The 25,292-nt window shown below is 40.8% G+C and carries 24 protein-coding genes and 1 tRNA gene; 4 read left to right on the forward strand and 21 right to left on the reverse strand.

The annotated features are described in order from the left end of the window. Positions 1 to 2 precede the first annotated feature (2 nt). Entirely contained in the window at positions 3 to 1,313 is a 1,311-nt protein-coding gene (gene argA / locus T530_RS0106405) for an amino-acid N-acetyltransferase (protein WP_027728295.1), read from the reverse strand. A gap of 37 nt (positions 1,314 to 1,350) precedes the next feature. Here argA and hrpB point away from each other — a divergent pair, with 37 nt between their 5' ends. Further along, positions 1,351 to 3,909, forward strand: a complete 2,559-nt coding sequence (gene hrpB / locus T530_RS0106410) for an ATP-dependent helicase HrpB (RefSeq protein WP_027728296.1) — start codon at positions 1,351 to 1,353, stop codon at positions 3,907 to 3,909. Between the two features lie 44 nt (positions 3,910 to 3,953). Continuing rightward, positions 3,954 to 4,793, forward strand: a complete 840-nt coding sequence (locus T530_RS0106415) for a YdcF family protein (protein ID WP_027728297.1) — start codon at positions 3,954 to 3,956, stop codon at positions 4,791 to 4,793. A 72-nt stretch (positions 4,794 to 4,865) separates the two neighbouring features. Here T530_RS0106415 and proC read toward each other — a convergent pair whose 3' ends face one another. The 20 genes from proC to dnaA form a co-directional block, all read right to left on the reverse strand. Continuing rightward, positions 4,866 to 5,663 carry a pyrroline-5-carboxylate reductase gene (proC, locus tag T530_RS0106420; protein WP_027728298.1) on the reverse strand — a complete coding sequence of 266 codons (798 nt, stop codon included), beginning with the start codon at positions 5,661 to 5,663 and terminating at the stop codon, positions 4,866 to 4,868. Positions 5,664 to 5,708: 45 nt separating this feature from the next. Further along, a complete protein-coding gene (locus T530_RS0106425) occupies positions 5,709 to 6,092 on the reverse strand; it encodes a hypothetical protein (RefSeq protein ID WP_215904673.1) in 384 nt (127 codons plus the stop codon). 4 nt (positions 6,093 to 6,096) lie between these two features. Further along, the gene (proB, locus tag T530_RS0106430; protein WP_027728300.1) at positions 6,097 to 6,897 is read right to left on the reverse strand and encodes a glutamate 5-kinase; all 801 of its coding nucleotides are present in this window, start codon (positions 6,895 to 6,897) and stop codon (positions 6,097 to 6,099) included. 91 nt (positions 6,898 to 6,988) lie between these two features. Next, complete coding sequence (locus T530_RS0106435; protein ID WP_027728301.1) at positions 6,989 to 8,236, reverse strand: glutamate-5-semialdehyde dehydrogenase; 1,248 nt, start codon at positions 8,234 to 8,236, stop codon at positions 6,989 to 6,991. A gap of 63 nt (positions 8,237 to 8,299) precedes the next feature. After that, a complete protein-coding gene (locus T530_RS0106440; protein ID WP_027728302.1) occupies positions 8,300 to 8,821 on the reverse strand; it encodes a hypothetical protein in 522 nt (173 codons plus the stop codon). A gap of 131 nt (positions 8,822 to 8,952) precedes the next feature. Beyond that, a tRNA-Ala gene (locus T530_RS0106445) sits at positions 8,953 to 9,026 on the reverse strand. Between the two features lie 27 nt (positions 9,027 to 9,053). Then, the gene (locus tag T530_RS0106450; RefSeq protein WP_027728303.1) at positions 9,054 to 9,299 is read right to left on the reverse strand and encodes a DUF1653 domain-containing protein; all 246 of its coding nucleotides are present in this window, start codon (positions 9,297 to 9,299) and stop codon (positions 9,054 to 9,056) included. 24 nt (positions 9,300 to 9,323) lie between these two features. Beyond that, positions 9,324 to 9,680, reverse strand: coding sequence for an arsenate reductase family protein (locus tag T530_RS0106455; protein WP_027728304.1), 357 nt, complete (start codon positions 9,678 to 9,680; stop codon positions 9,324 to 9,326). A gap of 27 nt (positions 9,681 to 9,707) precedes the next feature. Beyond that, positions 9,708 to 9,929 (reverse strand): tautomerase family protein, encoded by a 222-nt coding sequence (locus tag T530_RS0106460; protein ID WP_027728305.1) that lies wholly within the window; start codon positions 9,927 to 9,929, stop codon positions 9,708 to 9,710. Between the two features lie 93 nt (positions 9,930 to 10,022). Continuing rightward, positions 10,023 to 11,090, reverse strand: a complete 1,068-nt coding sequence (locus T530_RS0106465; RefSeq protein WP_027728306.1) for a peptidylprolyl isomerase — start codon at positions 11,088 to 11,090, stop codon at positions 10,023 to 10,025. Between the two features lie 20 nt (positions 11,091 to 11,110). Continuing rightward, positions 11,111 to 11,884 carry a DUF6675 family protein gene (locus T530_RS0106470; RefSeq protein ID WP_027728307.1) on the reverse strand — a complete coding sequence of 258 codons (774 nt, stop codon included), beginning with the start codon at positions 11,882 to 11,884 and terminating at the stop codon, positions 11,111 to 11,113. 122 nt (positions 11,885 to 12,006) lie between these two features. Next, positions 12,007 to 12,708, reverse strand: coding sequence for an RNA-binding cell elongation regulator Jag/EloR (gene jag / locus T530_RS0106475; protein WP_027728308.1), 702 nt, complete (start codon positions 12,706 to 12,708; stop codon positions 12,007 to 12,009). Between the two features lie 147 nt (positions 12,709 to 12,855). Then, positions 12,856 to 14,625, reverse strand: coding sequence for a membrane protein insertase YidC (yidC, locus tag T530_RS0106480; protein WP_027728309.1), 1,770 nt, complete (start codon positions 14,623 to 14,625; stop codon positions 12,856 to 12,858). 10 nt (positions 14,626 to 14,635) lie between these two features. Next, the gene (gene yidD, locus T530_RS0106485; protein ID WP_038073912.1) at positions 14,636 to 14,857 is read right to left on the reverse strand and encodes a membrane protein insertion efficiency factor YidD; all 222 of its coding nucleotides are present in this window, start codon (positions 14,855 to 14,857) and stop codon (positions 14,636 to 14,638) included. A 2-nt stretch (positions 14,858 to 14,859) separates the two neighbouring features. Next, the gene (rnpA, locus tag T530_RS0106490) at positions 14,860 to 15,231 is read right to left on the reverse strand and encodes a ribonuclease P protein component (protein ID WP_027728311.1); all 372 of its coding nucleotides are present in this window, start codon (positions 15,229 to 15,231) and stop codon (positions 14,860 to 14,862) included. 9 nt (positions 15,232 to 15,240) lie between these two features. Further along, positions 15,241 to 15,396 (reverse strand): 50S ribosomal protein L34, encoded by a 156-nt coding sequence (gene rpmH / locus T530_RS0106495; RefSeq protein ID WP_009107591.1) that lies wholly within the window; start codon positions 15,394 to 15,396, stop codon positions 15,241 to 15,243. An 80-nt stretch (positions 15,397 to 15,476) separates the two neighbouring features. Then, entirely contained in the window at positions 15,477 to 16,031 is a 555-nt protein-coding gene (locus T530_RS0106500) for a DciA family protein (RefSeq protein WP_027728312.1), read from the reverse strand. After that, positions 16,024 to 17,124: a DNA replication/repair protein RecF gene (locus tag T530_RS0106505; protein WP_027728313.1), complete on the reverse strand. Its 1,101-nt coding sequence runs from the start codon at positions 17,122 to 17,124 to the stop codon at positions 16,024 to 16,026. The genes T530_RS0106500 and T530_RS0106505 overlap by 8 nt, the downstream gene beginning before the upstream one ends. A gap of 78 nt (positions 17,125 to 17,202) precedes the next feature. Further along, positions 17,203 to 18,327 (reverse strand): DNA polymerase III subunit beta, encoded by a 1,125-nt coding sequence (gene dnaN, locus T530_RS0106510; RefSeq protein WP_027728314.1) that lies wholly within the window; start codon positions 18,325 to 18,327, stop codon positions 17,203 to 17,205. A 249-nt stretch (positions 18,328 to 18,576) separates the two neighbouring features. Further along, positions 18,577 to 20,037, reverse strand: a complete 1,461-nt coding sequence (gene dnaA, locus T530_RS0106515) for a chromosomal replication initiator protein DnaA (protein WP_027728315.1) — start codon at positions 20,035 to 20,037, stop codon at positions 18,577 to 18,579. A 163-nt stretch (positions 20,038 to 20,200) separates the two neighbouring features. Between dnaA and gyrB the strand changes: the two genes are divergently transcribed. Beyond that, the gene (gyrB, locus tag T530_RS0106520; RefSeq protein WP_027728316.1) at positions 20,201 to 22,120 is read left to right on the forward strand and encodes a DNA topoisomerase (ATP-hydrolyzing) subunit B; all 1,920 of its coding nucleotides are present in this window, start codon (positions 20,201 to 20,203) and stop codon (positions 22,118 to 22,120) included. Between the two features lie 15 nt (positions 22,121 to 22,135). Further along, complete coding sequence (gene gyrA / locus T530_RS0106525; RefSeq protein WP_027728317.1) at positions 22,136 to 24,646, forward strand: DNA topoisomerase (ATP-hydrolyzing) subunit A; 2,511 nt, start codon at positions 22,136 to 22,138, stop codon at positions 24,644 to 24,646. Positions 24,647 to 25,292 lie beyond the last annotated feature (646 nt).

A 25,292-nucleotide genomic window follows, 5' to 3' on the forward strand; every position in this document is an offset into this window, starting at 1 on the left:
GCTTATTTTCTCAGTCTGTAAACCTTTGAATTTCTCTTTGTATTCCAGATGGCTTTTCTTTCTGCCGGCAGGTCGTCAATATTTCCAAGCTCAAATCCCAGATTTTCAAACCAGTCTGCAGCCTGAGTTGTCATAATAAAGACGCTGGCGGCATTTTTCATCTTTGCCATATTGATAAGATGCTTTACCAGCTTGAGGCCGATTCCCATGTGGGCAAAGTTTTCATCCACCGCAACAGCCGCAATTTCTGCCTGGCCATCGCCGTAAAAATGAAGGGCACTGCAGGCGTGAACACCACCGTCAATCTCGTATACCACAAAATCAGAAAGTTCACTGGCAAGCTGCTGTTCCGTTCGCGATAAAAGCTTTCCGCTTTCCATAAAAGGCCGCATAACTCCCAAAACTGCCGGAATATCTGTCTGTTCCATGGCGCGGATTTTGCCGTAGTTGCTGGTATAAATCATGGTTCCCGAACCAAGATCGCTGAAAATTTCGCAAGGAAGAACGCCGTCAAGATTTCCGTCTACAAGGTGAACACGGGTAACTCCGCGTCGGCAGGCATCCTTTGCAAGCTTCAAAACCGAAATAACATCAAAATCAGCATCTTCGTTAGCGCTCAAGAATTCGTCAACTTCTTCCAGGTTCATAGCAGGAACATCACCGTTAGCAGCAAGGGCAAAGTGTTCCGGCACATGACAGTTGGCCGAATTAATAGTCTTACCTTCCATCACGTAAAAAAGCTTATCCGCATTCAGACTGATTGCCACCGCCTGGGCAAGTGAAACAGAAGAAATATTGTAAGGACGTCCACTGGTATTCCATCCGATGCAAGGGAAAATCGGAATAAAACCATCATCCAGAACTTTTTTTATTGCATCTGCCTGAAGCTTATCAATTTCACCGGCAGTTCCGTAATCAAAACCATCCAGAACACCCTTGGCACGTGAACGTACCCAGTTCCCGATAATCGCGTTAATATCGTTAGCCGCAAGACTTGTCATCACGATATTTGAAACGTCAAAAGCCGCCATTTTAATAACCGGCATGGCATCAGTTTCCGTAACACGGCAGCCGTTTTTGTAAGTCCACTCAATTTTTTCTGCCTTTAAAAGCTGATCAATTCGACTGCGGGCCCCCGGAATAATTACAACCTTAATTCCCGCCTGATGAAGCAGGGCAATATCGCGGATATGACTTGAAAAAAGCGGAGACTCAATCGTTTTATCATCAAGATAAATTACGACCGTTGCATTCTTAAACTTCTGCAAATAGCGGATTACATTACGAATATTTTCTGCACTTTTGACGCTCATAAGTTTATTATATCACAAAAAATGCTATAATTTCAGCATGACTTTTCCCGAATCCATTTCAAAATTTCCAATAACTGCACATCTTGAAGAAATCTGCTCAACTTTGAAAGCGTCGCCTTCCCGGGCGTTGGTTTTGACGGCAGAAACTGGTGCGGGAAAGTCTACCGTATTGCCGCTGGCACTTTTGCAGGCATTCGCGGGCGGGGAAGGGGGCAACAACTCCGCGGGAAGTTCAACTGCCACCGCCAGTGCCCCTTCCGCCCCGGGAAAAATCCTTATGACAGAGCCGCGTCGTCTTGCGGTTGTCGGCGTCACTAACCGCGTTTCAGAACTCCTGGGCCAGCAGACCGGCTCCACCGTCGGCTACCGTATCCACCTTGAAAACCGCGTTTCCCCTCAGACCCGCCTTGAAGTGATGACCGAGGCCATTTTAATCCGCATGCTTCAGTCTGACCCGGCCCTTGAAGGCGTAAATCTTGTTGTCCTCGACGAGTTTCACGAGCGCTCCGTAAACACCGACCTTGCTCTTGCTTTTTTACGCGAGGCCATGGAACTCCGCGACGACCTTTTTGTCATCATAATGTCGGCTACAATCGAAAGCAAAAAAATTGCTGATTTTCTCGGCGGTGCCCCTGTCCTTGAAATCCCGGGCCGCACTTTCCCGGTTGATATTATTTATGATGATAAGCTTTCTTGCGAAAGCGTAGTTTTAGGCCAACTCCAACGTATCAGTCACAACCCGGCCGGCAGTGCCCCGGGGCAAGCGGCAAAAGATGACCCCATCAGCATTTTAGTTTTTCTTCCCGGCATTTCAGAAATCCGTAAAGTGCAGGCAAATCTGACCGCCGAACTAACTGGCCGCTCAGACGTCGAACTTTGCGTCCTTCATTCGTCAATTTCTTTTTCCGAGCAGAAGCACATTCTCACACCGCCGCCAGCCGGAATTACCCGCGTTATTTTATCTTCCGCAATCGCAGAAACTTCGCTCACCGTTCCTGGCGTCAGCGTCGTCATCGACTCAGGACTTTCCCGCGTCAACCGCATAAATCTTTCCACCGGCATGGAAAACCTCGTAACCGAAAATGAAAGTGAATTTTCAGCCGCACAGAGGACAGGCCGCGCCGGCCGAGAAGGCCCTGGAAAATGCATCCGTTTATGGAACAAGTTTGACGTTCGCGCCAAATCCCTGCAGCCCGAAATTCTCCGCACTGATTTGACTCAGCTGGTTCTTGAATGCTGCGACCGCGGCATTTACGATCTTTCAAAAATCGTCTGGCTGGATTCCCCGCAGCCAAATGCCTGGAAAAGTGCCGCCGAATTGCTGAAAAGCTTAGGCTGTATTGATGATAAAAATCACATTCTGCCGCGCGGGAAGGCGACATTACAGCTTGGAATTTCCGTAAGATTAGCCTGCATTGGCATCGATGGAATGACAGGATTTGATAAAAATAACTCATCAAAATCGCCAGTCTTAGCTAAAAATGCCGCAGAATTTCTCATAAAATACGGTCAATATTCGCAAAGTCCGGCTAATATTCAGTCGCAGTTTTTGCGAAATTTTGAACAAAAATTCTCAAAAATTTGCCAGAATTTCACAGATTTTCAGAAAATTTGCTCAAATTCAGCCGATTTTAATCAAAAAAACTCGCCAATTTTGCTGCTTTCAGGATTCCCTGACAGAATCGCCCTTCGTTTATCAGAAATGAAAAAATCTCCGGACGGAACTCCAATCCCGGAATATCAGTTCCCCAGCGGCCGTAAAGCGGTTATCCATAATTCTAAGCACACCTCTTCAAAATGGATACTTGCCCCAGAAGTTATGGCCGGTCAGACAGAAGGCCTAATTTTTGACTTTGAAGAACTCGACACAGAGGCCGCAGAAAACTGGCTTTATGCTCACGCCAGCACAAGTCAGAGCTGCCGCTTCGAAAACGGAAAAATCATAAAGACTGAAAACCTCGCTTATGGCGAACTCGTTTTGTCATCCAAAAAGCTTCCGTCATCAAAGGAAGATTACGCCCAAGCCTGGCTGACAGAAATCCGCTCAAAAGGTATTCCTGCGCTTCCACAGGAGGCAAAAATCACTTCCTTCTTAGAACGCCTGAACTTCCTGGCCCAGCAAAATCCTGATGATGCAGAGCTTTCTCAAAAAATCACTGAACTTACGGACTCACCTGAAAAATGGCTTTTACCCTTTATCACCGGCACAAACCTCACAGCCGAAATGGTATATAACGCCCTGACCTGGTATTTCACCTATCAAAATATAGACACCACCGTTCCAACTCAAATCACCCTGCAGAACGGAAACCGCGCCAAAGTAAAATACGAAAGCCTGGCATCCCCGGAAGACAAAACAAAACTCGTTCTTCGTCCGGTCATCGAAATCATAATCCAGCGTGCCTTCGGCGTCACCGTCACCCCAAAAATCGCCGGCATGAAAGTCCTATTCCGTTTACTTTCCCCAGCCCAGCGCCCCCTGCAAATCACCGACGACCTGGAAAACTTCTGGTCATCTACCTGGCCTCAAATCTGCAAGGAAATGAAGGGACGTTATCCCAAGCATAACTGGGATCTGTCGAAAAAGGATTCTTAGTGCTATCCTTTGACGTCATCCTCAAAAAGATATAAAATTTCCCCATGAACTTTAATAAATCAAAAATCATCTATCTTTCAGAATTTATTCTTGGCGAACTTTTCATCATCTACTGCATGATTTTGCACTTTATAAATCCAGGAACTCTTCTCAGTGAATTGTATTCTTTCAGCAATATCTGGCTATTTCTTGGCGCACTGCTAATTTTCCTTTCAACCTATCGCAAAAATCATCAGAAATCCTTCTGGTTTGCATTAAAAAAGTGGCAAAAAGTGTCATTCATGGTCATTTTTGGGGCAGGAATAACGATTTCCGCTATCAACCTTTATTTTATCCGTCATCCTGCCATCGCAAAAACCCCGAATGCAAATATCGTAATCCTGCTTGGCGGCGGAATCGATAAAAACGGTCAACTCCCGGATGCAGTTAAAGCCCGCTGCAAAACCGCCATGGATTACATGAAAAGCAATCCAAATGCCATTTTAATTACAACAGGAGGCGCACTTAAAAACCTCCCGGCAGAAGCACCCGCTACAAAAGAATATCTGATAAATCAAGGACTTGAAGCAGACAGAATTCTCATTGAACCAAATGCCCGCGACACAATCCAGAACTTTCAGTACAGCTGCAAAGTCCTTTCAGAATATTACAACTGTCCGCAGTCGCAAATTCTAAACAGTGACGTACTTATCGTAACAAGCTTCTTCCATCTGGCCCGATCACAGCATCTTGCCCGCCGCATGGGCTTTACCCGCACCACAGGCCTAGGCTCTCGCACCCCGGCCATCAAACTCTTAGACGCCTATTCCCGCGAAATCTGCGCTTACATCAAACTAAACCTCCGCATCCTTCTGACCGGCAAACCAAAAAAGATAGAGGCATAAAAAAAGGTGATGACATTTTTGTCATCACCTTTCTTACTATTCACCTGTCATTATTTGGCTAGCGCCTATAATCTATTTCCCCATACTAGACGACTTATCATAAGCCGCAACAACTGCCGAAATCACTGCGTCACGCAATCCCTTGTTCTCCAGAGCCGCTACACCATCGATTGTAGTTCCGCCCGGCGAACAAACAGAATCCTTCAATACAGCCGGATGCTTTCCACTTTCCAGCACCAGTTCAGCCGAGCCCTTCACAGTCTGGGCTGCATAAATATAAGCCTGGCTGCGTGGCATTCCGCACTTTACGGCAGCGTCGGCAAGAGCTTCAATGAACATAAATACAAAAGCCGGGCCTGAACCGCTTACGGCAGTAACACAGTCCATCAGTTTTTCCGGCACCTGTTCAACTTTACCAGCCGCTTCCAGAATGACTTTCACTTCGGCAAGCTCTTCTTCGCTGATATTCGAACCGCAGCTGAGGGCTGTCATTGCCTGACCAATCTGAGCCGGAACATTAGGCATAATTCTTACAAAGCGAACGCCCTTTACGAAGCCTTCAAGTTTTTCAATCGACATTCCTGCTGCCATTGAAATTACAAGGGCATCCTTAGAAAGGGCAGGGGCAATTTCTTTAAGTACGGCTTCTACCATTACAGGTTTTACGCCGATAAAAACATATTTTGAATCTTTTACAGCATCAGTATTTTTTTCAAAGCTCTTACAGCCGTTTTCTTCAGCAAATGCCTTTGCGTGCTCCGGATTTTTGCTTGTCACAGCCACATTCCAGGCATCAAACTTTTTACAAACTGCGCGCATAATCGCACCGCCCATAGCACCAGTACCAATACAAGAAATTTTTGCTTTCATTTTAAGCCCCCTGAGCGAAGAAGCTGTCCTTCTTCTTTTTTTATCTTATTTTGATTTCACCAAAATTACAATCAGCGCTGCAAACAGTACAAAAACAAAAATCATAAAAAACCATTTGATTCTGTAATCAAAAGTGTCCAAAAACTTATCAATAATTTTTACTTTAATTACGCCAAAAAGTACCGGTATTCCCATAACCCATAAAAATGCCAAAAAAGCATTTCCTTTCGGAACTTGGATTTCAATTCCAAAAAGCATATCCAAAAGAATATAAATACACCATACAAAAAGAACTCCAACAAGACCATGAAGTTGAATTATATTTCTTTCAGTGTAAGGATCCGGGTTATGCTCCAGACTGCGTTTTATACGATTTCTATCTTCATTTTTGGGAACAACTTTTCCAAAAAGACTTCGTTTGTATTTCATCATCCTATTCCGCAAGAAAAATCGTTCCGTTAGAACTGCCGTCTGCCAGTTTCATCAGAACCTCGTCCTTGGAGCCGTTTGCCAGCAGCATGTGAATTCCGTAAGCCGTAACCTTTTCAGCCGCCTGAAGCTTAGTCTCCATTCCACCAGTTCCAAAGGCATTAGTATCGCCGATTTTAATCTCTTTACGAAGTTCCGGAATCGAAGTAACCTCATCAACCAGCTTAGCATCCGGGTTAGTCTTAGGATTATCCGAATAAACGCCGTCAATGTCGCTGAACAAAATCAGCAGATCCGCACTCCACAAAATCGCAGTCAGAGCGCTCAGGTTATCGTTATCACCGATTTTTATTTCATCAAAGCTTACGCTGTCGTTTTCATTGATAATAGGAACAACACCCTCATCAACAAGAGTAAAAAGCGTATTACGGATATTAAGTGAGCGGTGCTCGTTCTTAAAATCATCCTTAGTCAAAAGCAGCTGCCCGATATGAAGTCCTTGCTTCTGAAAAGCCTTTCTCCACTGATGCATCAGCTCCACCTGCCCAATCGAACAGAGCGCCTGACGATAATGAACGTCCTTTTTTCGCGCCCATTCCTTAGTGGTAGAAACTCCGGCAACCTGCGCCCCCGAAGACACAAGAATAATCTGCTTTCCCTGCTTAATCAGTTCCGCGCACTGAGCCGCAAAACTAGCCATAAACTCCGTATTCTGAGTTCCATCCGGCAGTGCCAGCGTATTCGAACCAATCTTTATAACAATTTTTCGCGACCCTTTAATTACTTCAGCAATTTTTTCACTCATCTTATCTGTCCTTCCCTTGTGCAGCCTTTTTAATCGTCACTACAACGCTATTTTTCCTCGGCTGCACATCAACTTTACTTCGTAAAGTTGACTATCTAATTTGACCCTCTCCATCGATTAAATACTTTGTCGTTGTCAAAACCTTAATTCCCATCGGCCCACGCACATGAAGCTTCTGTGTACTGATACCCAGTTCTGCTCCAAATCCGAACTCGCCGCCGTCTGTAAAGCGTGTACTTGCGTTCACATACACACAGCTTGCATCAATCATAGCCTGGAACAAACGTGTATTAGCCCGACTTTCAGAAATAATGCTTTCGCTGTGCTTTGTATTATGCGCATTAATATAGCTGATTGCTTCTTCAATCGAATCAACAACCTTTACGCAGCACTCATAATCAAGATATTCATTTCCAAAATCCGCTTCCGTTGCAGGAACAGCGTCCTTCAGATACTTTATCGCCCTTTCATCCGCATGAAGCTTTACACGACCCGCAAAAGTTGCTTCCAGCTTTGGCAAAAAGTCAGCCGCAATCTTATTGTGAACTACAATACATTCAATCGCATTACAAACGCTAGGTCGCTGAATTTTAGCATTTTCAGCCACACGGCAAGCCATATCAAGGTCACCCTCGCTGTCAACGTACAAGTGACACACACCGCTGCCAGTTTCAATCACCGGAACGCGCGCATTCTGTACCACATTCTGAATAAGCTTTTTTCCTCCGCGCGGCAAACAAACGTCAATCAAGCCAACCGCATTCAAAATCTGGTCAACATCGCTGTGGTCGTGCTCACGAACCTCAACCAGCTCAATTGATTCAGGAAGACCGCCGGCAACACCAGACAGCGCTCCCTTAATCACGCGGACAATCTCTTTATTAGAATTATATGATGAATAAGAACCGCGAAGCAAAATCGCATTTCCACTCTTATAGGCAAGACTAAAAGCATCAACAGTAACATTCGGGCGGTTTTCGTAAATGATAGCCACAACACCAAGCGGCACACGCACCTGACGAATAGACATTCCGTTAGGAGTCATCCAGCCGGCAACCTCTTCGCCAACAGGATCAGTCTGAGCGATAACCTCGCGAAGGCTTGCAACAATGCCGTCAATCCTCTTGTCATTCAGCATCAGGCGGTCAATAACCGATTCAGAAATTCCGGCAGCCCTCGCATTCTTCACATCCACATCGTTAGCCGCAATAATCGAAGCCCGGTTTTTATCCAGAGCATCAGCCACAGCACACAAAGCCGCATTTTTCTCACAGGCATTCTGCATCGCCAGCTTCTGACTCGACGCCCTCAATCCTTCGCAAACTTTTTTTATATCCATACTGACTCCTAAAAAAAACGCCGGAACTTTTTCAGCCCCGGCATTCTCATCTAACTATCAAAATTAGTAGTTGGCAAGGAAATACATTCCCACCATCATTGCAATCCGGGATTTTTCTTCAGACCATTCAGTTTTGGGAGGAAGGTTAGAAATATACCACCAGAAAATACCAAATTCCGGATCAATACGCATAGTGTATTCAGCAAAATCAGGAGAGTCAGTAGACTGACCAAACATAAGGAAAACAGCCTGATTAATAATATTGCGGAAAAGTTCGTAGCTGTCCTTCCAGCCGTCTTCAGTAATAAATTTTTCCAGACGATACAAAAGCTCATCCTTCAAAGCAATATCAGATTTTTCAACCCATGTTTTCTGAATAAGAAGTGTAAGATTATTTTTAAAACTGATTACAAGTTTATTTACGCCGTCTTCCGGCATCTTGGAAAAGCCTTTTTCTGCCCCAAACGCAACCGCAATCGCATCCGCAGCCTCATAAAAATTATCCGGCTCAGCAATAAACTTCGGTAGCGCCTTAACTGTGTCTTCATCCAAAAATTCAGAAATAAACTCTTCTTGATTAGTCATGCCGTTACTATAAAGTTTTTCCCCGATTTTTTCAACTACCATAAAAAATAGTTATTTTTTGTTATAAGTAAGAATAAGGGCGTGTGTCGCAACCTTCGCTTGTTACAAGTAAAAGTGTTCAAAATTATTAATGGAGCTGATGGGACTTGAACCCACTACCTTTTGAATGCCATTCAAACGCTCTAGCCAGGTGAGCTACAGCCCCTAAAATACTAGATAGTTAAAATTATTACTATTTATTCTTAGCGTCAATATTTTGAAGCTCAAAACGGTATTTTTGCTTCACATAAGGATATTTCACATGGTCTACTTCGCTTAAAAACATTTCTTTTGGACGAATCCAGAGAGAACAATCATCATAAAGCCTTCTGTAAACAACATATTCCTCTTTTGTTTCCGAATGAAGCGCAACATCTTCAACAATATAAAGATTACCTTTAAAATGCTTGTAAATTCCGTGTATTTTTAATGTATTCATTTCTTCCTTTTCTATATTTTACAGTCAGATACTTAGTTCCTTCTTCCAATCCACTTCCTTAAATCCCGGAATTACAGCGTCATCTGTAACAAGCAGCGGTCGCTTTACAAGCATTCCGTCAGTTGCAAGTAGGACAAACTGTTCGTCTTCACTCATTACAGGAAGTTTTGAAGAAAGCTGCATTTCGCGGTAGAGAATTCCACTTGTGTTAAAAAATCTTTTCAGCTGAAGTCCAGACTTTTTATGAAGCTCCCTCAAAGTCGCTTCATCTGGATGCTGACCTTTAATATCAATCTTTTCATAGTTTATGTTGTTAGAATCCAGCCAAGCCAGAGCCTTCTTACAAGTCGAACAGCGGTCATAACAGTAAACTTTTATCATTCAAATTTCCTTTCTTCCACCCGGAAGTTACATCTTATATCCAGGCTGGATGATTGTGTTTTTGTCTGACAGAACTTTGTCGTAAACCTTTGCTTTCCATTCATCCTGGGGAACATCAACGATGCTTACAGAAAAATGCTCTTTACCGCGGGCAAGTTCTTTTGAAGCTGTTTCCAGAATTGCATCTGCAAGTCTCTTTTTTGTCTGGTCATCGCGGCCAGGGTACATCTGAATTGTAATGTGTGGCATAGTTTTCCTCGCTTTTTTCTTGTATTATAAAAAATGGCTGCCCCTTTGGACAGCCCTAAAATCATTGTATTACGACTTTACTTATATGCAAGCTTATTTTGCAGAAAGCAATTTTACATCAAAGCAGATGTAAGCACCGCCAGGAATTCCAGCCTGTGGAATACCGCGAGAACCGTAAGCCAGCTCCGGTGGAATTACCATTTTGCGGGTTTCGCCAACCTTCATTTCCTGAACCATCATATCAAAACCAGGAATCATCTGACCGCCGTTTGTCTTAAAATCAAGAGGCTCGTGTCCCTGTGGATGGAAACCGCGTGATGCATCAAAAATCTGACCGTCTGTAAGGTAGCCTTTGTAATCAACAGAAACATTCTTACCTTTTCCTGCAACAGCGCCTTTACCTTCTTCCAGAACCTTGTAGTAAACACCGCTTGCATGTTTTGTACAACCGTCAATTACTTCAGCCCATTTTTTTGCTTCGCGCTCTTCGTTAGCCTTAGCAACTTCCTTCTGCAGCTTGTCAAAATCAGCCTGAGTAGCGCTGAATTTCTTAGCTTCATCACCCTGGCGGATAATTTTTACAGATTTCATTGTTGCGCCCTGTTTAAGAGCATTTACAACATCCTGGCCCGCAAGAACTTCACCAAAAATTGTGTGCTTGTAGTTGAGCCATTCAGTTGGAACGATTGTAATAAAGAACTGGCTGCCGTTTGTGTTAGCACCGCTGTTAGCCATTGCAAGCTTTCCGCCCTTATCAAAAGTCAAACCGTCAACAAATTCATCGATGAACTTGTATCCAGGACCACCAGTTCCGTTACCTTTAGGGTCACCGCCCTGAATCATAAAGTCCTGACCGTCGCCGTTAGCCTTGCTGATAACACGGTGGAATTTCAAACCATCATAAAAAGGCTTTCCCTTAGCTGCATCCAAAGTTCCCTCTGCCAGACCAACAAAGTTAGTTACAGTCATAGGTGTTTCTTTGTAAAACAAGTTCAATACAATTTCGCCGCCGTCAGTATCGATTACAGCAAAAATACCTTCTTTTCCATTTAATACGTCCATTGCGTTCCCCTTATTAGAAGCCTTAGGAGCAGCAAAAAGCCCGCCCATCATCAAACTTCCGAATGTTATTCCTAAAATTATTTTTTTAATTGCTTTCATATTCCCCTCACTAATTTTGCCTAGAACTGTTTGATAAACCAGTTGTAAATTGCCCCGATTCGCTGACCCATAGATTCAGGAACCTGAGTTTTGATTGTAGGAACCTTTTTACAGTCAGCATCAGCGCTCAAATAAACAAGAATGCCCTCGCCACAGTCAAAGGCAACTACAGTAAAATTCAGTCTCTGAGCAGGAATTCCAACAACGCCAAGCGATTTATAATCATCAAGATTGTTCAGCATTGTATAGAAAGTATCAGCAGTCTGATAATAGTTGATTTTGTAACGACACACACCGAATTTTGTATCATTCTGAAGGCTGTAAGAAACCTGACCGTCCGCATTACCTGTGTTTTTATCAGCAATCGGAGCAGTATTATCAGGACTTGCAATCATAAAGGCCTTGTCATAAAGAACCTTTTCCTTACCGTTTTTGTCAACGTAAGTCATACCCTGCATTTTAGAAACCGAGCGGATAATCTTTCCAATTTCATCCAGACTTACATCACCGGATTTTTTCAAATCAGCCTTATTTTTGTAAAAAAGACACTCGTGGAAATAAGAATAACCTTTCGGATCCTTTTTAATCGCATTTTTTACAAAAATATCTTTTGTAGCATCGTTCGGAAAAAGCACAGTTCCCGCATCTTTTTCATCATCGTGAACAACAGTAACCTGTCCCTTAGAAATCAGCTCGTCATAATACTTTGGATTGACCAGATTCTTAAGATTCAACTCAGCAAAAAGGCAGGCAGAAAGCCCTGCAGCAATCGCTAATGAAATAAGTTTTTTCATTTCTCCTCCTGAAATTATGTCATTATCGGGCTTGACCCGATAATCTGTCTATAAAAAAGATTCCCGTGTTTGGCACGGGAATGACATATTTTTACTTAAATAACACTCAATTCATCAAAAGGTTAACGAATTCCCTTATAAAGAACTCTTACCTGTTTGTAAACACCTTCGCCTTCGCTCTTTGTGTCTACATCAGGGATATCGTTCAGAGTTGTGTGAATAAGGCGGCGCTCGAAAGGATTCATCGGCTCAAGCAAAATTGATTTGTGTGATGAGCGAACCTTGTCGGCAGTTGTGTAGGCAAGGCGAACCAGAGTTTCCTCGCGGCGGATGCGGTAGTTTTCTGTATCCAAAATTACGCGAACTTCTTCGTGACCAAGGCGGCCTGCGTAAATGTTTACAAGCAGCTGAAGAGCGTCCAGATTCTTTCCCTTGCGGCCAATCAAAATTGAAGAATGTGATGATTCAAGGCGTACACCAATTTTCTTTTCTTCGCGGTAAGAAACTGAAACTTTAATATCGTAACCCATTTTTTCAACGATAGAAGAAATGAATTCTACAAGCTTCTGCTCGAATTCGCCCTGTGGAAGAGGGTCAGCAACGATTCTTGTGTGATTTTCGCTGAAATCCTTTTTGTAAGAACCTTTATCGTCATCATCGTCGTCCAGAGTGTGAACGCGGATTTTTACATATCCTTTTTTGAAAAGGCTGTTTTTCTGTGTTTCCAAAATTTCAACATCAAACTGATCTCTCTCAAGATTGAGTTCGCTTGCAGCAAGCTCAATAGCTTCTTTTTCTGTTTTTCCCTCGTACTCGTAAGTCATTTTATATCTCCTAAAATAGATGTCTTTAATACATTGCAACAACTTCCGCGAAGCGGAAGTTAAGCAAAGGTGTGTGAGCGCACTGGTGCGCTCTGTTCAATAGCAAACCGTTAAAAAAATTGCGAAAGCAATTTTTAGGTTTACAAATTACTTCTTTCCAATCTTTTTATTAACTGAAGCCGCAATCTCAGCTCTCTTTTCAGCCATCATCTTGTTGATAATAATCTGCTGGAAAAGTGAGAATACGTTACTTACAGTCCAGTAAAGGATAAGTCCTGCAGGTGCATTGTAGAAAATAAAGAAGAAGAAGAGAGGCATACCGTACATCATCATCTTCATGCTTGCCTGACTCTGATTAGCTCCCATTGGCTGGAAAGACTGAGTAATTTTTCCGAACAAAAGCTGAGAAATTACATAGATAATTGGAAGTAATCTGAAATGATTGAATGTGAAAGTTGAAATGATAGGAATATTCTTTTCCCAAGTAAAAATTGAATCACCTGTTGAAAGATCTGGTATCCAATTTGGAATGAACATAGCTCCGCGGAACTCAAAGTAGTTGTTGAAGAGGTTATACATAGCGAACAAAATCAGGAACTGGAAAAGCATTGGAAGACATCCGCTTACAGGATTGTAACCGGCTTCCTTGTAGAGTTTCTGTACTTCCATCTGCATGCGGGTCTGATCGTTCTTGTATTTTTCCTGAATAGCCTGCATTCTTGGCTGAATTGCCTGCATCTTCAAAGTTCCCATCGACTGATTTTTAGAAAGAGGGAAGAGCAGAATCTTAAGGATGATTGTAAGAACAATGATTGTAACGCCCCAGTTATGGATTACCTTGTTCAAAAGTTCCATAGCAATTTTCAAAATAGCTTCAAGCCAGTTAAGCCATCCGCTCGACTGAACACAGTCAGAAATTTTGTGACCGCCAAACTTCCATGCGTTATTTTCAGCAACATTGTAACGCTTCAAATCCTTGTCGTTGCGAGGACCAAAGTACATGTAGTAAGTGTCCTGCATGTCACTTCCGCTGAAAGCTGCGCGTTCTACAAATGCCTGAGCGTTTGCATAATTTCCAGTTTCAACTTTTGATGAATACCAGCTGTCTGCAATGGTAGTTGTATCGTTTGGAATTACAAGTTCAACAAAGTATTTTCCGGCAATTCCCACCCAGTTGATGTCTTTGTCATAAGCCTTAAACTGATTTGTTCCCAAAATTACACGCTTATATTTTGTGCCGTTGTAAGTTACAAACTGGCGGTTTTCGTAGCGGTTCTTTTTAGGATCGTATTTAGGACCAATCTGTGGGGATGTGCGGAGAGTGTAGGCAATACCGTTTCTGTTAAGACCGTAGTTGTCATCACAGTGAACTAAGATGTCCAGGCGGTAAAGATATTCACCAGGTTTGAAAGTATATTTTTTACCAAGTGTGATTTTGCGTCCGTCGTAAGTGAGGGAACGTTTGAAAAGGATTGTGTTTTCATCAATCACTTCTGTATTGAAAGTTTCGTTCAAAATTGCTGCATCAGCACTTCCGATTGCAAGAGAACAAGTTCTGTTGTAATCAGTGATGTTGTCAGAAAGCTGAACAAAATCTTTAGTATCAATGTCATTATGATCTAAAAGCTTGTAGCTGAGGATGTCTCCACCCTTGTTTGTAAAAATAACTTCAACTTTATCTGTTTTTACTGTAAAAGTTTTTTCTTCAACTTGTTCTTCTGAATCAGCTGCAGAAATTACATTTACATCATACATTGAAGAATCCGGAGTCTCTGTGCCGGCTGTCTCTTCAATCTGTGCTGTCTGATTTTCAGGAACAATCTGCTGATTCTGAGGAAAAAGCATCGGCTGAATAACAAAAGCACCAATAATTACCAGAGTAGAAAGGGCAATAGCCCAAATAGTATTTTTATCCATTCTTTGTCACCTAAGGAACCGGGTCGTAACCGCCTTTGCAATACGGATTGCATCTTAAAATTCGCTTAACTGAAAGAACAAGACCCTTACCTGGTCCATATTTTTTAATTGCTTCCATTGCGTACTCAGAACACGTCGGGGTGAACCTGCAGCACGGCGGATGCAAAGGAGAAATACAAATTTGATAAGCACGAATAAGAGAACAGAAAAATTTAGACAGTAAATTTTTCATAGTTATTCCCGAATTAATCCTGCCTTTTGACACAATTGACGAATTTGATCACATCGCGAGTGGAACGAATCATTTCCGGGATAGATTAAAAATAACATATCATAACCGGTGTTCAGATGTGATTTAAATAAACGATAGACTTCTCGGCTGTATCTTTTTGATAAGTTCCTTTCAACCGCGTTACCGTAGCCACGAATTAAAGGAAAACCAACTCTGTTCATTCCAAGATTATTTTCCAAGAAAAATAATTTAGCTCCCGGAATACTTATCTTTTTTCCAGTTTTAAACAGCGTTTTAAAATCCACAGGATTTTTTATCCGCTCTTTTCGTTCGAAACGTCCAAAAAATCCTGTTTCTATTAAATCTGTTTCCATCCCTAAAAATTAGTACTTGTTGTGCTCGTCTGCAACAGACAATTTTGCGCGACCCTTAGCACGGCGGCGAGCCAAAACTTTACGTCCACCTTTTGTAGCCATACGAGCGCGGAAACCGAATTTTCTATTACGCTTTACTTTGCTTGGTTGATAAGTTCTTTTCATGGAACATGCTCCTTATATAATTTAAAAAAAAGATTTCTATTATGATATAAAAATAGTAATAAAATATATCATTTATTTTTTTAATTGGTCAACATGTCATTTTTCATGTTTTCCAAAATTTTGAACAAATCTTGCGGAAGTTTGCCGGAATTTGCCGAATTTTTATCTTTTTTTTCTGACGATGAATTCTGGGCAAACTTATTTTCAAGTTCCTTCTCCGTTTTTTCAATCTTCTGGTCCATAAAGACTTTTGCTTTTTCCAGATGATTTTCGTAAACGTCGCTTAAACTTGCTTCTGTACCTCGCACCCTGAATGCAAGAGAAGAGATTTTAAGGTCTGGTAATGCCCATTTTAATCCCTTCAAAATAAAATTCTGGTACATTCTTAAATACTGAATCCATCCAGAATGATTTGTTTCCACAAGAACAACACCGTTCTTCAAATCTACAACTTTTGAATTTGAAGCCAGGCGTCTTCCAATAAAATTATTTTCGGAATCTGTAACGCCTTCTTTATATCCGATTTTTGAAACTACTTTTGTCCATACGCAGCCCAAGTCATTGTCATCGCGTTTTGAAAAATCGGTTACGGCGGAAATTATATCTGCAGCGTTTACAATATTAAAATCACTCATGCCATTCTCCGTTTTCAATTTTATAGATTTTTGTAGTTTCTTTCATGTAGCGCTCGTAAGGTTCGCCCGGCAAAAATGTACAGAAAAGCTGGTCGTATTCTGGAAGCATTGCTGTAAGTTTTGCACGTTTGTTCGGATCAAGTTCCAGAAGAACGTCGTCCATCAAAAGCACGGGCTTTAGACCCGTTGTCCGCGTAAAATAAACTGACTGGGCAACCCGTAGCAGCAGCGAAATCAGGCGGCACTGACCAGTTGATGCAACCGGAACAAAGAGTTTTTTATCAAGAACAAAATTAATTCTGTCGCGGTGCGGACCGCTCATTGTAGTTTCCAGATATTTATCATTTTCGCGTTTTTCTCCAAGCAGATTGCAAATATCCGATGGGGTAGGGAAGCGCTTTCCGTCTTCTGTCTGAATCTCTTTCCAGGAAGGATCGTAAGAAATTATGAGCCCCTGAATACCTGCAATTTCTTCGTAAATTTTTCCAAAAATCTGATTAAACTGGAAGACCGCTTTTTTACGCTTATCCTGAATTACAAGTCCAAGCTGAGCCAGCTGAGAATCGTAAACATCAAGCATTTCGTATTCGTGATTCTTTAAAATCTGATTGCGGCTCTTTAAAATTTTTTTGTAATTGCGCATATCGTCGATGTAAGTTGAATCGTACATCGTAAGCGACTGGTCAATAAAAAAACGGCGACATTCAGGCTCACCGGTCGCAAACCTCAAATCATCATGACAGAACAAAATACAGGGAATTGTGTTTATAAGTTCCTTTCTGTCGTGAATTCTTTTTCCGTTTTTTTCTATGCGCTTTTTGTTGTCTTCAAAAATTACTGCAACTTTTTGAGTGTCACTGTTTTCTTTGTTATATAAGGAATTAACACTAAAATTTTTTTCGCCATTTTTTACAATCTGACCGTCAACATGAGTTCTAAAACTTATTCCATAAGCCGCATAATAAAGAGATTCCAGAATGTTACTTTTACCCTGTCCGTTTTCTCCAACAAAATAGACCTCCCGGTTAGAAAGGTCTATAGTGTCATTTTTAAGATTACGGAAGTTATAAAATGTCTGATATAAAAAAGGCATAAAATCTTTGTGTCATTATCGGGCTTGACCCGATAATCTGCAAATAGATTCCCGTGTCGAGCACGGGAAGGACATAATCTAGTAGTTCATCGGCATGATTACGTGGATGTAGTCACCAGCCGGTTCGCTTCTCATAATTACAGCTTTTGTAATACTTGCTTCGCCACCAGCTTCTTCATTCACATTAAAATCAAATACTACGTTTTCAGATTCAATTACTTTAAGAGGATCTGTAACGTAAGTGTAGTTCAAAGCCATAGAAATATCCTGACCGTCGTAACGGCATGGAATTTCCTCATCAGCAGCACCAGTATCAGATTCTGGAGAAATAAGTTTAAGAACACCTGAAGAAATCTTAAAGATAATGCGGCTTACTTTTTTATCAACCATGATAGTTGTACGTTTAAGAGCTGCATCAAGATCAGCCTTGTTTACCATAATTGACTGAGTAAGTCCTTCTGGAATTACTTTCTGATAGTTAGGGAACTGACCGTCAATCAAAACTGAAGAGAATTCGTGATTTGCAAATTTTACAAAAATTGATTTATCAACAACTGCAATCTGAATGTTTCCTTCTTCAGGAGCATTTTTAAGAATACAAGAAAGAATTTTAACAGGGATGATTGCAGGAGTAAAATCACCAGTTTCGTATGCAGGTTTATTTACACAAGAAAGACGACGACCGTCAGTTGCTACCATAGTAAGATTTTCACCATTTTTCAAAAAGTAAGAACCAGTCATGAAGTAGCGGTTCTTATCATCAGAAACTGCGAAAATTGTATGCTGAATCATTTCCTTAAAATCTTTTGAAGAAATTTCAAAGAAAGGAAGATTTTCAGAAGTTCCTATTTCTGGGAATTTATCGCTTGTCTGACTCTTAAGTTCGAATTTTACTTTTTTAGCTACAGGCTTAATTGTAACTTTAATATCTTCCTGAACAAATTCAATTTCACCTGCAGGAGATTGAGAAAGAATCTGCATAAACTTATCACAGTAAATTGTAGTTCTTCCTTCCTGCTGAATTTCTACTGGAACTGTAGTAGTAAATTTCATTGTTGAATCAGTAGCTTTAATTACTAAAGAATTGTTTTCTGCAATCAACAGAATATTTGAAAGAATTGAAACAGGACTTTTATTTGTAATAACTTCCTGAGCAATTGCGATTTCCTTAATCATTGCATCGCGATCGAATGTAAATCTCATTTTATTTAAAGTCTCCTTTTACTTTTTATACAAATTCAATGAGCTTAATAATTATTAAAATTTATAAATTTAGTAATAGTAATAATAAGCCCTGTTTATATTGTGGATAACCAATTTAATTCTTTATAAATTAAGGTTTTAAAATGTAGATTAGTAAAAGACTTTAAATCACATTTTTTCCACTTTTCCACATTTTACTTAATATTCGTTAGTTTATCCACTTTAAAAATTAAGTTATGCACAATTTTTCTACTTTTTATACTCTTTAACTTCCCTCATAAGATTTTCAATTCTGCTTTCCAGGCTTGGATCTGTTTTCATCAAATCTGCAATTTTTTTGTAGGCGTACATAATTGTAGAATGATCTTTTCCGCTGTATTCGTTTCCAAGTTCCATAAAAGACATTTCTGTCATCTCACGTGCCATATAAATTGAAATCTGGCGTGGAATAACGTACTTTTTATCTTTCTTTTTACCCTTCAAATCTGTAACAGAAATTTGATAAGCGTCTGCTACAACCTTCTGAATAATTTCCAGAGAAATATTTTCTGCATTATTTGTCTGAATAAGGTCGTGCAAAAGTGTTTTTACAGAATCCAAATCAAGAGGACGGCCGGTAAGCTCTTCGTAACTGAATACTGTAGTCAAAGCTGATTCAAGTTCGCGGACGTTAGTTTCAATATTTTTAGCAATGTATTCAATAATTTCCGGACTTAGCTGCTTTCCCTGAAGTTCAATTTTTTTCTGAAGGATTGCATAGCGGTTTTCAAACTTTGGAATCTGAATATCAATACTTAAACCATTGTTCAAACGGCTTACAAGGCGGTCTGCCATGTTTTTAATTTCACGAATAGGACGGTCGCAGGTAAATACCATCTGAGCCTTCTTTTCAAAAAGAGCATTAAAGGTATAGAAGAGCTCTTCCTGTGTCTGTTCCTTTCCCTGTAGGAAGTGAATATCGTCCAGAAGAAGAATATCAAGTCCGCGGTATTTATTTTTAAATTCCTGAGTTTTTTTAGTACGGATGGAATCGGTAAATTCATTTGTAAAACTTTCTGCAGAAATGTAGCAGATTTTAAGTTTTGGATTCTGATTATAAATGTAGTTTCCGATTGCCTGCATAAGGTGAGTTTTTCCCAGACCTGAACCGCCGTAAAACAAAATAGGGTTGCGGGCTTTTCCCGGTTCTTTTGCTACAGAAATTGCTGCATTGTAGGCAAACATAGAGTTATCACCGGGAATGAAGTTTTCAAAAATAAAGTTTTCGCTAAGCTGAGGATGTTTTTTTACTGGAGTCTGCTTTGGCGAATTATTTTCATTTTCGATTTTAGAATTGGATACGGTGGCTGACTGAGGTTTAGATTGGGTTAGCGCTGATGAGGATTCCGCAGCTTTAGACCCTTCCTTATCATCATCCGAAGGAATTTCAGCTGATTTAAAATCCTTATTTACAATGCAGTCTAAAGTTAAATCATTTAATCCTGTTACTTCACGAAGTTTATTCTGAATAATTTCCAGAGACCCCTTTGAAGTAACCTGATTTTTCATAAATGGAGAAGGAACGCAAACTGTAATTACATTATTCTCATCACTTACGTAATTTATGTTAAAATTAAAAATAAACTCGTTCTCTCTATCTTCAGAAATATACTGATTGTGGAGTTCTTCTAAAGCATAATTCCATGCTTCCTGATACATATTTTTTGACATTCTTTTATTATCTTAAAGAACATCAATTTCTTCAAGCAAATTATTAAACCTAACAAGCATTAGTTATAGAAAGTTGTTATAAAATTTAATATAATGAAATTCTCATATATATAGTATTTTATACACGGCAAACAGCTGAAAAAATCATACAAAGGAAAAAGTAATGGCTAATAGTTATGATGCTGGTAATATCCAGGTTTTGAAAGGACTTGAAGCAGTCCGAAAGCGCCCGGGTATGTACATTGGTTCTACCGGACCACGTGGACTTCATCACCTTGTTTATGAAGTAGTTGATAACTCAATCGATGAGGCAATGGCTGGATATTGTACTCAGATTACAGTTGCCCTTGAACAGAACGATATTGTACGCGTTGAAGATAACGGACGCGGTATTCCTGTTGATATGCATCCTACCGAGCACGTAAGTGCCCTTGAACTTGTTTTGACCCGACTTCATGCCGGCGGTAAGTTTGATAAGGGTTCTTATAAAGTTTCGGGTGGTTTGCACGGTGTAGGTGTTTCCTGCGTAAACGCTCTTTCTGACTGGATGGAAGCAACCGTAAAACGTGACGGACATATTTACCGCCAGCGTTTTGAAATTGGTGTTCCAAAAACTAAGGTTGAAACTATCGGTGAATCTGATGAGCACGGAACTACAATCCGCTGGAAGGCTGACAAGACAATTTTTACAGAAACGACTCAGTATGATTTTGATGTTTTAAAGACCCGTCTCCGAGAGCTGGCTTTTTTGAACAGCGGTATTGTGATTATTTTCCGCGACGAACGCCTGGAAAATCCAAAGGAAGAAATTCTCAAATTTGAAGGCGGTATAAACGAGTTTGTAAAGGAATTGAATAAGGGTAAGGGAGTTGTTCCTGAAGATCCAATTTACATCAACGAAGAAAGCAATGATGTAATTACAGAAGTTTCAATTCAATACAACAATTCTTTTGCAGAAAACATTCATACTTTTGTAAACGACATTAATACCCGTGATGGTGGTACTCATCTTGAAGGATTTAAATCTGCCATTCGTTTTGTATTGAATAAATTCTTTGAATCAAATGAAAAGCTTAAAAAGTTGATTGATAAGGACGAAAAGCTTACTTATGAAGATTTGAGCTCCGGTCTTACAGCCGTAATTTCCATGAAGGTTCCTGAACCTGAATTTGAAGGTCAGACAAAGGAAAAGCTTGGAAACACAGAAGTAAGAACAATTGTAGATCAGATTCTTAAGGAAAAGCTGACAGTTTATTTTGAACAGAATCCAAATGCTCTGGAAGCAATTCTTAAAAAGGGAATTGATGAAGCCAAGGCACGTATTGCAGCCCGCAAGGCAAAAGACAATATGCGCAAAAAGACAATGAGCGACGGCTTTGGTCTTCCTGAAAAACTTTCTGACTGTTCTTTGAAAAATCCTGAACTCTGTGAAGTTTACATAGTCGAAGGAGATTCTGCGGGTGGTTCTGCAAAGAAAGGCCGCGATCCAAAAACTCAGGCTATTCTTCCTCTCTGGGGAAAAATGCTTAACGTTGAAAAGGTTCGTCCTGAAAAGGTAATGAACAACGATAAGCTTGAACCTGTAATTGCATCTTTGGGTGCGGGTTTTGGAAAAGATTTCAATATAGACAAACTGCGCTATCACAAAATCATCATCATGGCCGATGCCGATGTCGACGGTTCACATATCCGTACTCTGCTTTTGACTTTCTTCTTCCGCTATATGCCGCAGCTAATTGAAAACGGTTATGTTTATCTTGCTATGCCTCCTCTTTTCCGCGTACAGCTTGGAAAGAAAGATCCTGTTTACTGTTACAGTGATGCAGAACGTGATGCCGCTCTGGATGCTCTTGGAGAGCAGAGAAATAAGGCTGAAGTTCAGCGATATAAAGGTCTTGGTGAAATGGACGGAAAACAGCTTTGGGAAACAACAATGGATCCTGCCCACCGCAAAATGCGCGTTGTAACAATTCCAGACGCAATTGCTGCAGATAAAATTTTCAGCGTATGTATGGGTGAGGAAGTTGAACCTCGCCGTGAATTCATTGAGTCTAACTCAAGTTACGCAAACCTGGATATTTAGTAAAGGAAATAAAAAATGGAAGAAATTAAAACACCTGAAGGTGGAACAGTTATAAAAATTCCAATTGAGGATGAAGTAAAACAGGCATACATCGACTATTCTATGTCGGTAATTGTTCAGCGTGCCCTGCCGGATGTTCGTGACGGACTTAAGCCGGTTCACCGACGAATAATGTATGCAATGGATACACTTCATCTTGCAAGCGGTGGAAAGACTAAAAAGTGTGCGACAATCGTCGGTGAAGTATTGGGACATTACCATCCTCACGGAGACGCTTCTGTTTACGATGCACTTGTTCGTCTTGGTCAGGATTTTGCTCAGCGCTATACAACAGTAACTCCACAGGGAAACTTTGGTACAATCGCCGGTGACCCTGCCGCTGCTTACCGATACACCGAAGCCAAGATGTCTAAAATCACCGAAGAGATGGTTGCGGACATTTCTAAAAATACGGTTGATATGATTCCGAACTTTGATGACACCACAAAGGAGCCGTCAGTTCTTCCAGCTGCTTTCCCATTTCTTCTTTGTAATGGAACTACAGGTATTGCCGTTGGTATGGCAACAAACATGCCAACCCATAACCTGCGCGAAGTAGCCGCAGCTATTTCTGCCTATATTGATAATCCTGATATTTCAATTGATGAACTGATGCATCATATCAAAGGTCCGGACTTCCCGACCGGCGGTATTATTTACGGTAAGGCTGGAATTAAAAAGGCTTACACAACAGGCCGCGGAAAAATTGTAATCCGTTCTAAGTTCACAATTGAAACTGACAAGCACGGGCGTGAATCAATTGTATTTACAGAAGTGCCTTACGGCGTAAACACAACAAACATTATCCGCCGCATAAAAGAGCTTATCCGCGACAAGATGATTGAAGGTGTAACAAATGCCAACGATGAATCATCTGACCGTTCAGGTATGCGCCTTGTAGTAGATTTGAAAAAAGGTGCAATCACAAAGATTGTCCTCAACCAGCTTTTTGCAAAAACTGATTTACAGTCGAATTTTGGTGTAATCAACCTTGCCCTGGTTCCACAGGAAAAGGAAGGAGCTCCACGTTATGATGAGCCGGGTCTTCTTACACTTAAACCTGAATACCTTAAGCCTGAGGTTCTGAACCTTAAGCAGCTTATCATGCACTTTGTAAATCACCGCGACGAAGTAATTACCCGCCGCACGATTTATGATTTGAAGATTGCAAAACACCGTATGCACATTCTTGAAGCTTTGATTACCGCAATCAACAATATTGATGAAGTAATTAAAATCATCAAGGAAAGCCGGGATACAGAAGCGGCAAAACTTGCTCTGGAAAAACGTTTTGACTTTGATGATGAGCAGGCACAGGCAATTGTTGATATGCAGCTCAAACGCCTTACACATCTTCTTATTGAAGATTTGCAGAAGGAAATTAAAGAGCTGCAGGCATGGATTGATTACCTGCAGGATCTGCTTGATCACCATGAAAAGATTTTGCAGCTGATTAAATCTGATACAAATGCACTTGCAGAAAAATATGGTGACGACCGCCGCACAGACATCGTTGCTGATGAAGTAGAAGAAATCAACGTTGAAGATATGATTAAGGACGAGGACATGGTTGTAATGATTTCCCGCCTTGGTTACATCAAACGTGTTTCTGTTTCAAAATACAAGAAGCAGGGTAGGGGAGGGGCCGGCAGTAACAGTACAAACCTCCTTGAAGATGATTACATCAAACAGCTCTTCATTGGTTCTACAAAAGATTATCTCTTGTTCATTACAAACCTGGGTCGCGCTTACTGGATCCGTCTTCACGAAATTCCAGAGTCAGAAAAAGCAAGCCGTGGTGCTCATATCAAGGGACTCCTTTCAATCGGGCCGGATGAAGAAATTACAACTGTTGTTTCACTCAAGGAATTCAGCGACAGTCAGTACCTCTTTATGATTACTTCTGAAGGAACTGTAAAACGCGTTTGCACAAGTGAATTCACAAATGCCCGTGCTAAGGGAATTATCGGAATTAAACTCCACGAAGGAGACAAACTTGTAAGCGCAATCCAGACAAGTGGTAATGCTGAAGTAATGATGATTTCCCGCCGTGGTAAGGCCCTCCGCATTACAGAAGATTCTGTCCGCGAGATGGGACGCGCAAGCTGCGGTATTAAGGGAATGAAGCTTTCTGAAGGTGATGAAATTGCCGCTGCCGTTAAAGTTGAAGAAGACTCAAGTATCATCCTTGTAACAGAAAAAGGATTTGGAAAACGAGTTTCATTCGATAACTTTAATACTCACGGTCGAGGAACAAGCGGTCAGAAAATCTTTGGAAACACTGATTCTAAGGGTGAAATTATTGGAGCTCTGGACATTAAACTTAAGGATGAACTTGTGTTTATGACCAGCCAGGGTAAGACTCTGCGCCTTAAAGCAACAGATATTAAGGAACAGGGAGCAGGAGCTTCTGGTGTAACCCTTGTAAAGGTAAATGAACCTGATTATCTTGTTGGAATTGACAAAATTCAGGATAAAGACGAGTAATTCTATATAATATATAGAATTACATAGATATTGATAAAACTTAAAAATTATTCAGTAATTTGGTATATTTTGTTGACAAATTATGCTAAATAACTGATAATTATATTAAGGGTAACAACTATTTCAAATAGTTTAAGGGTGATATTAATCAGGCGAAGGGCTAATCAACGGATTGATTAGCCCTTTTATTTTTAACTTATCTTTTTATTACAAATCCAGGTAAAAATTTCCAGCTGATGTTCCACGTGAAACAGAATAAACAGTTATACACATATTGTGGATAGCTTGTTAACTATGTGGATAAGTCTGAAAGTTATCCACAATTTCTCCACATGATGTGGATAAGTTGTGTGGGGGATTGTTCCACGTGAAACATGAGTAATATGTCATTATCTGGCTTGACCAGATAATCTGTTTGTGTAAAAAGAGAATGGGCGTCTTCTCTTATGTTTCACATGAAACGTACCCAAATGGATAATTAAACAAAGTTTCACATGAAACACAGTGGAACGCTCATTTGTAAAAGTTTCACGTGGAACCAAAATATTAACATCAGATAAGTAAAGCTAAAAATTGCTCTCGCAATTTTCTTAACGCTTTGCTATCAATCAAGAAGTTCGCCAGCGAACTTCTCTCATGTTCCACG

Source organism: Treponema sp. C6A8, from assembly GCF_000619925.1.
Taxonomy (GTDB): domain Bacteria; phylum Spirochaetota; class Spirochaetia; order Treponematales; family Treponemataceae; genus Treponema_D.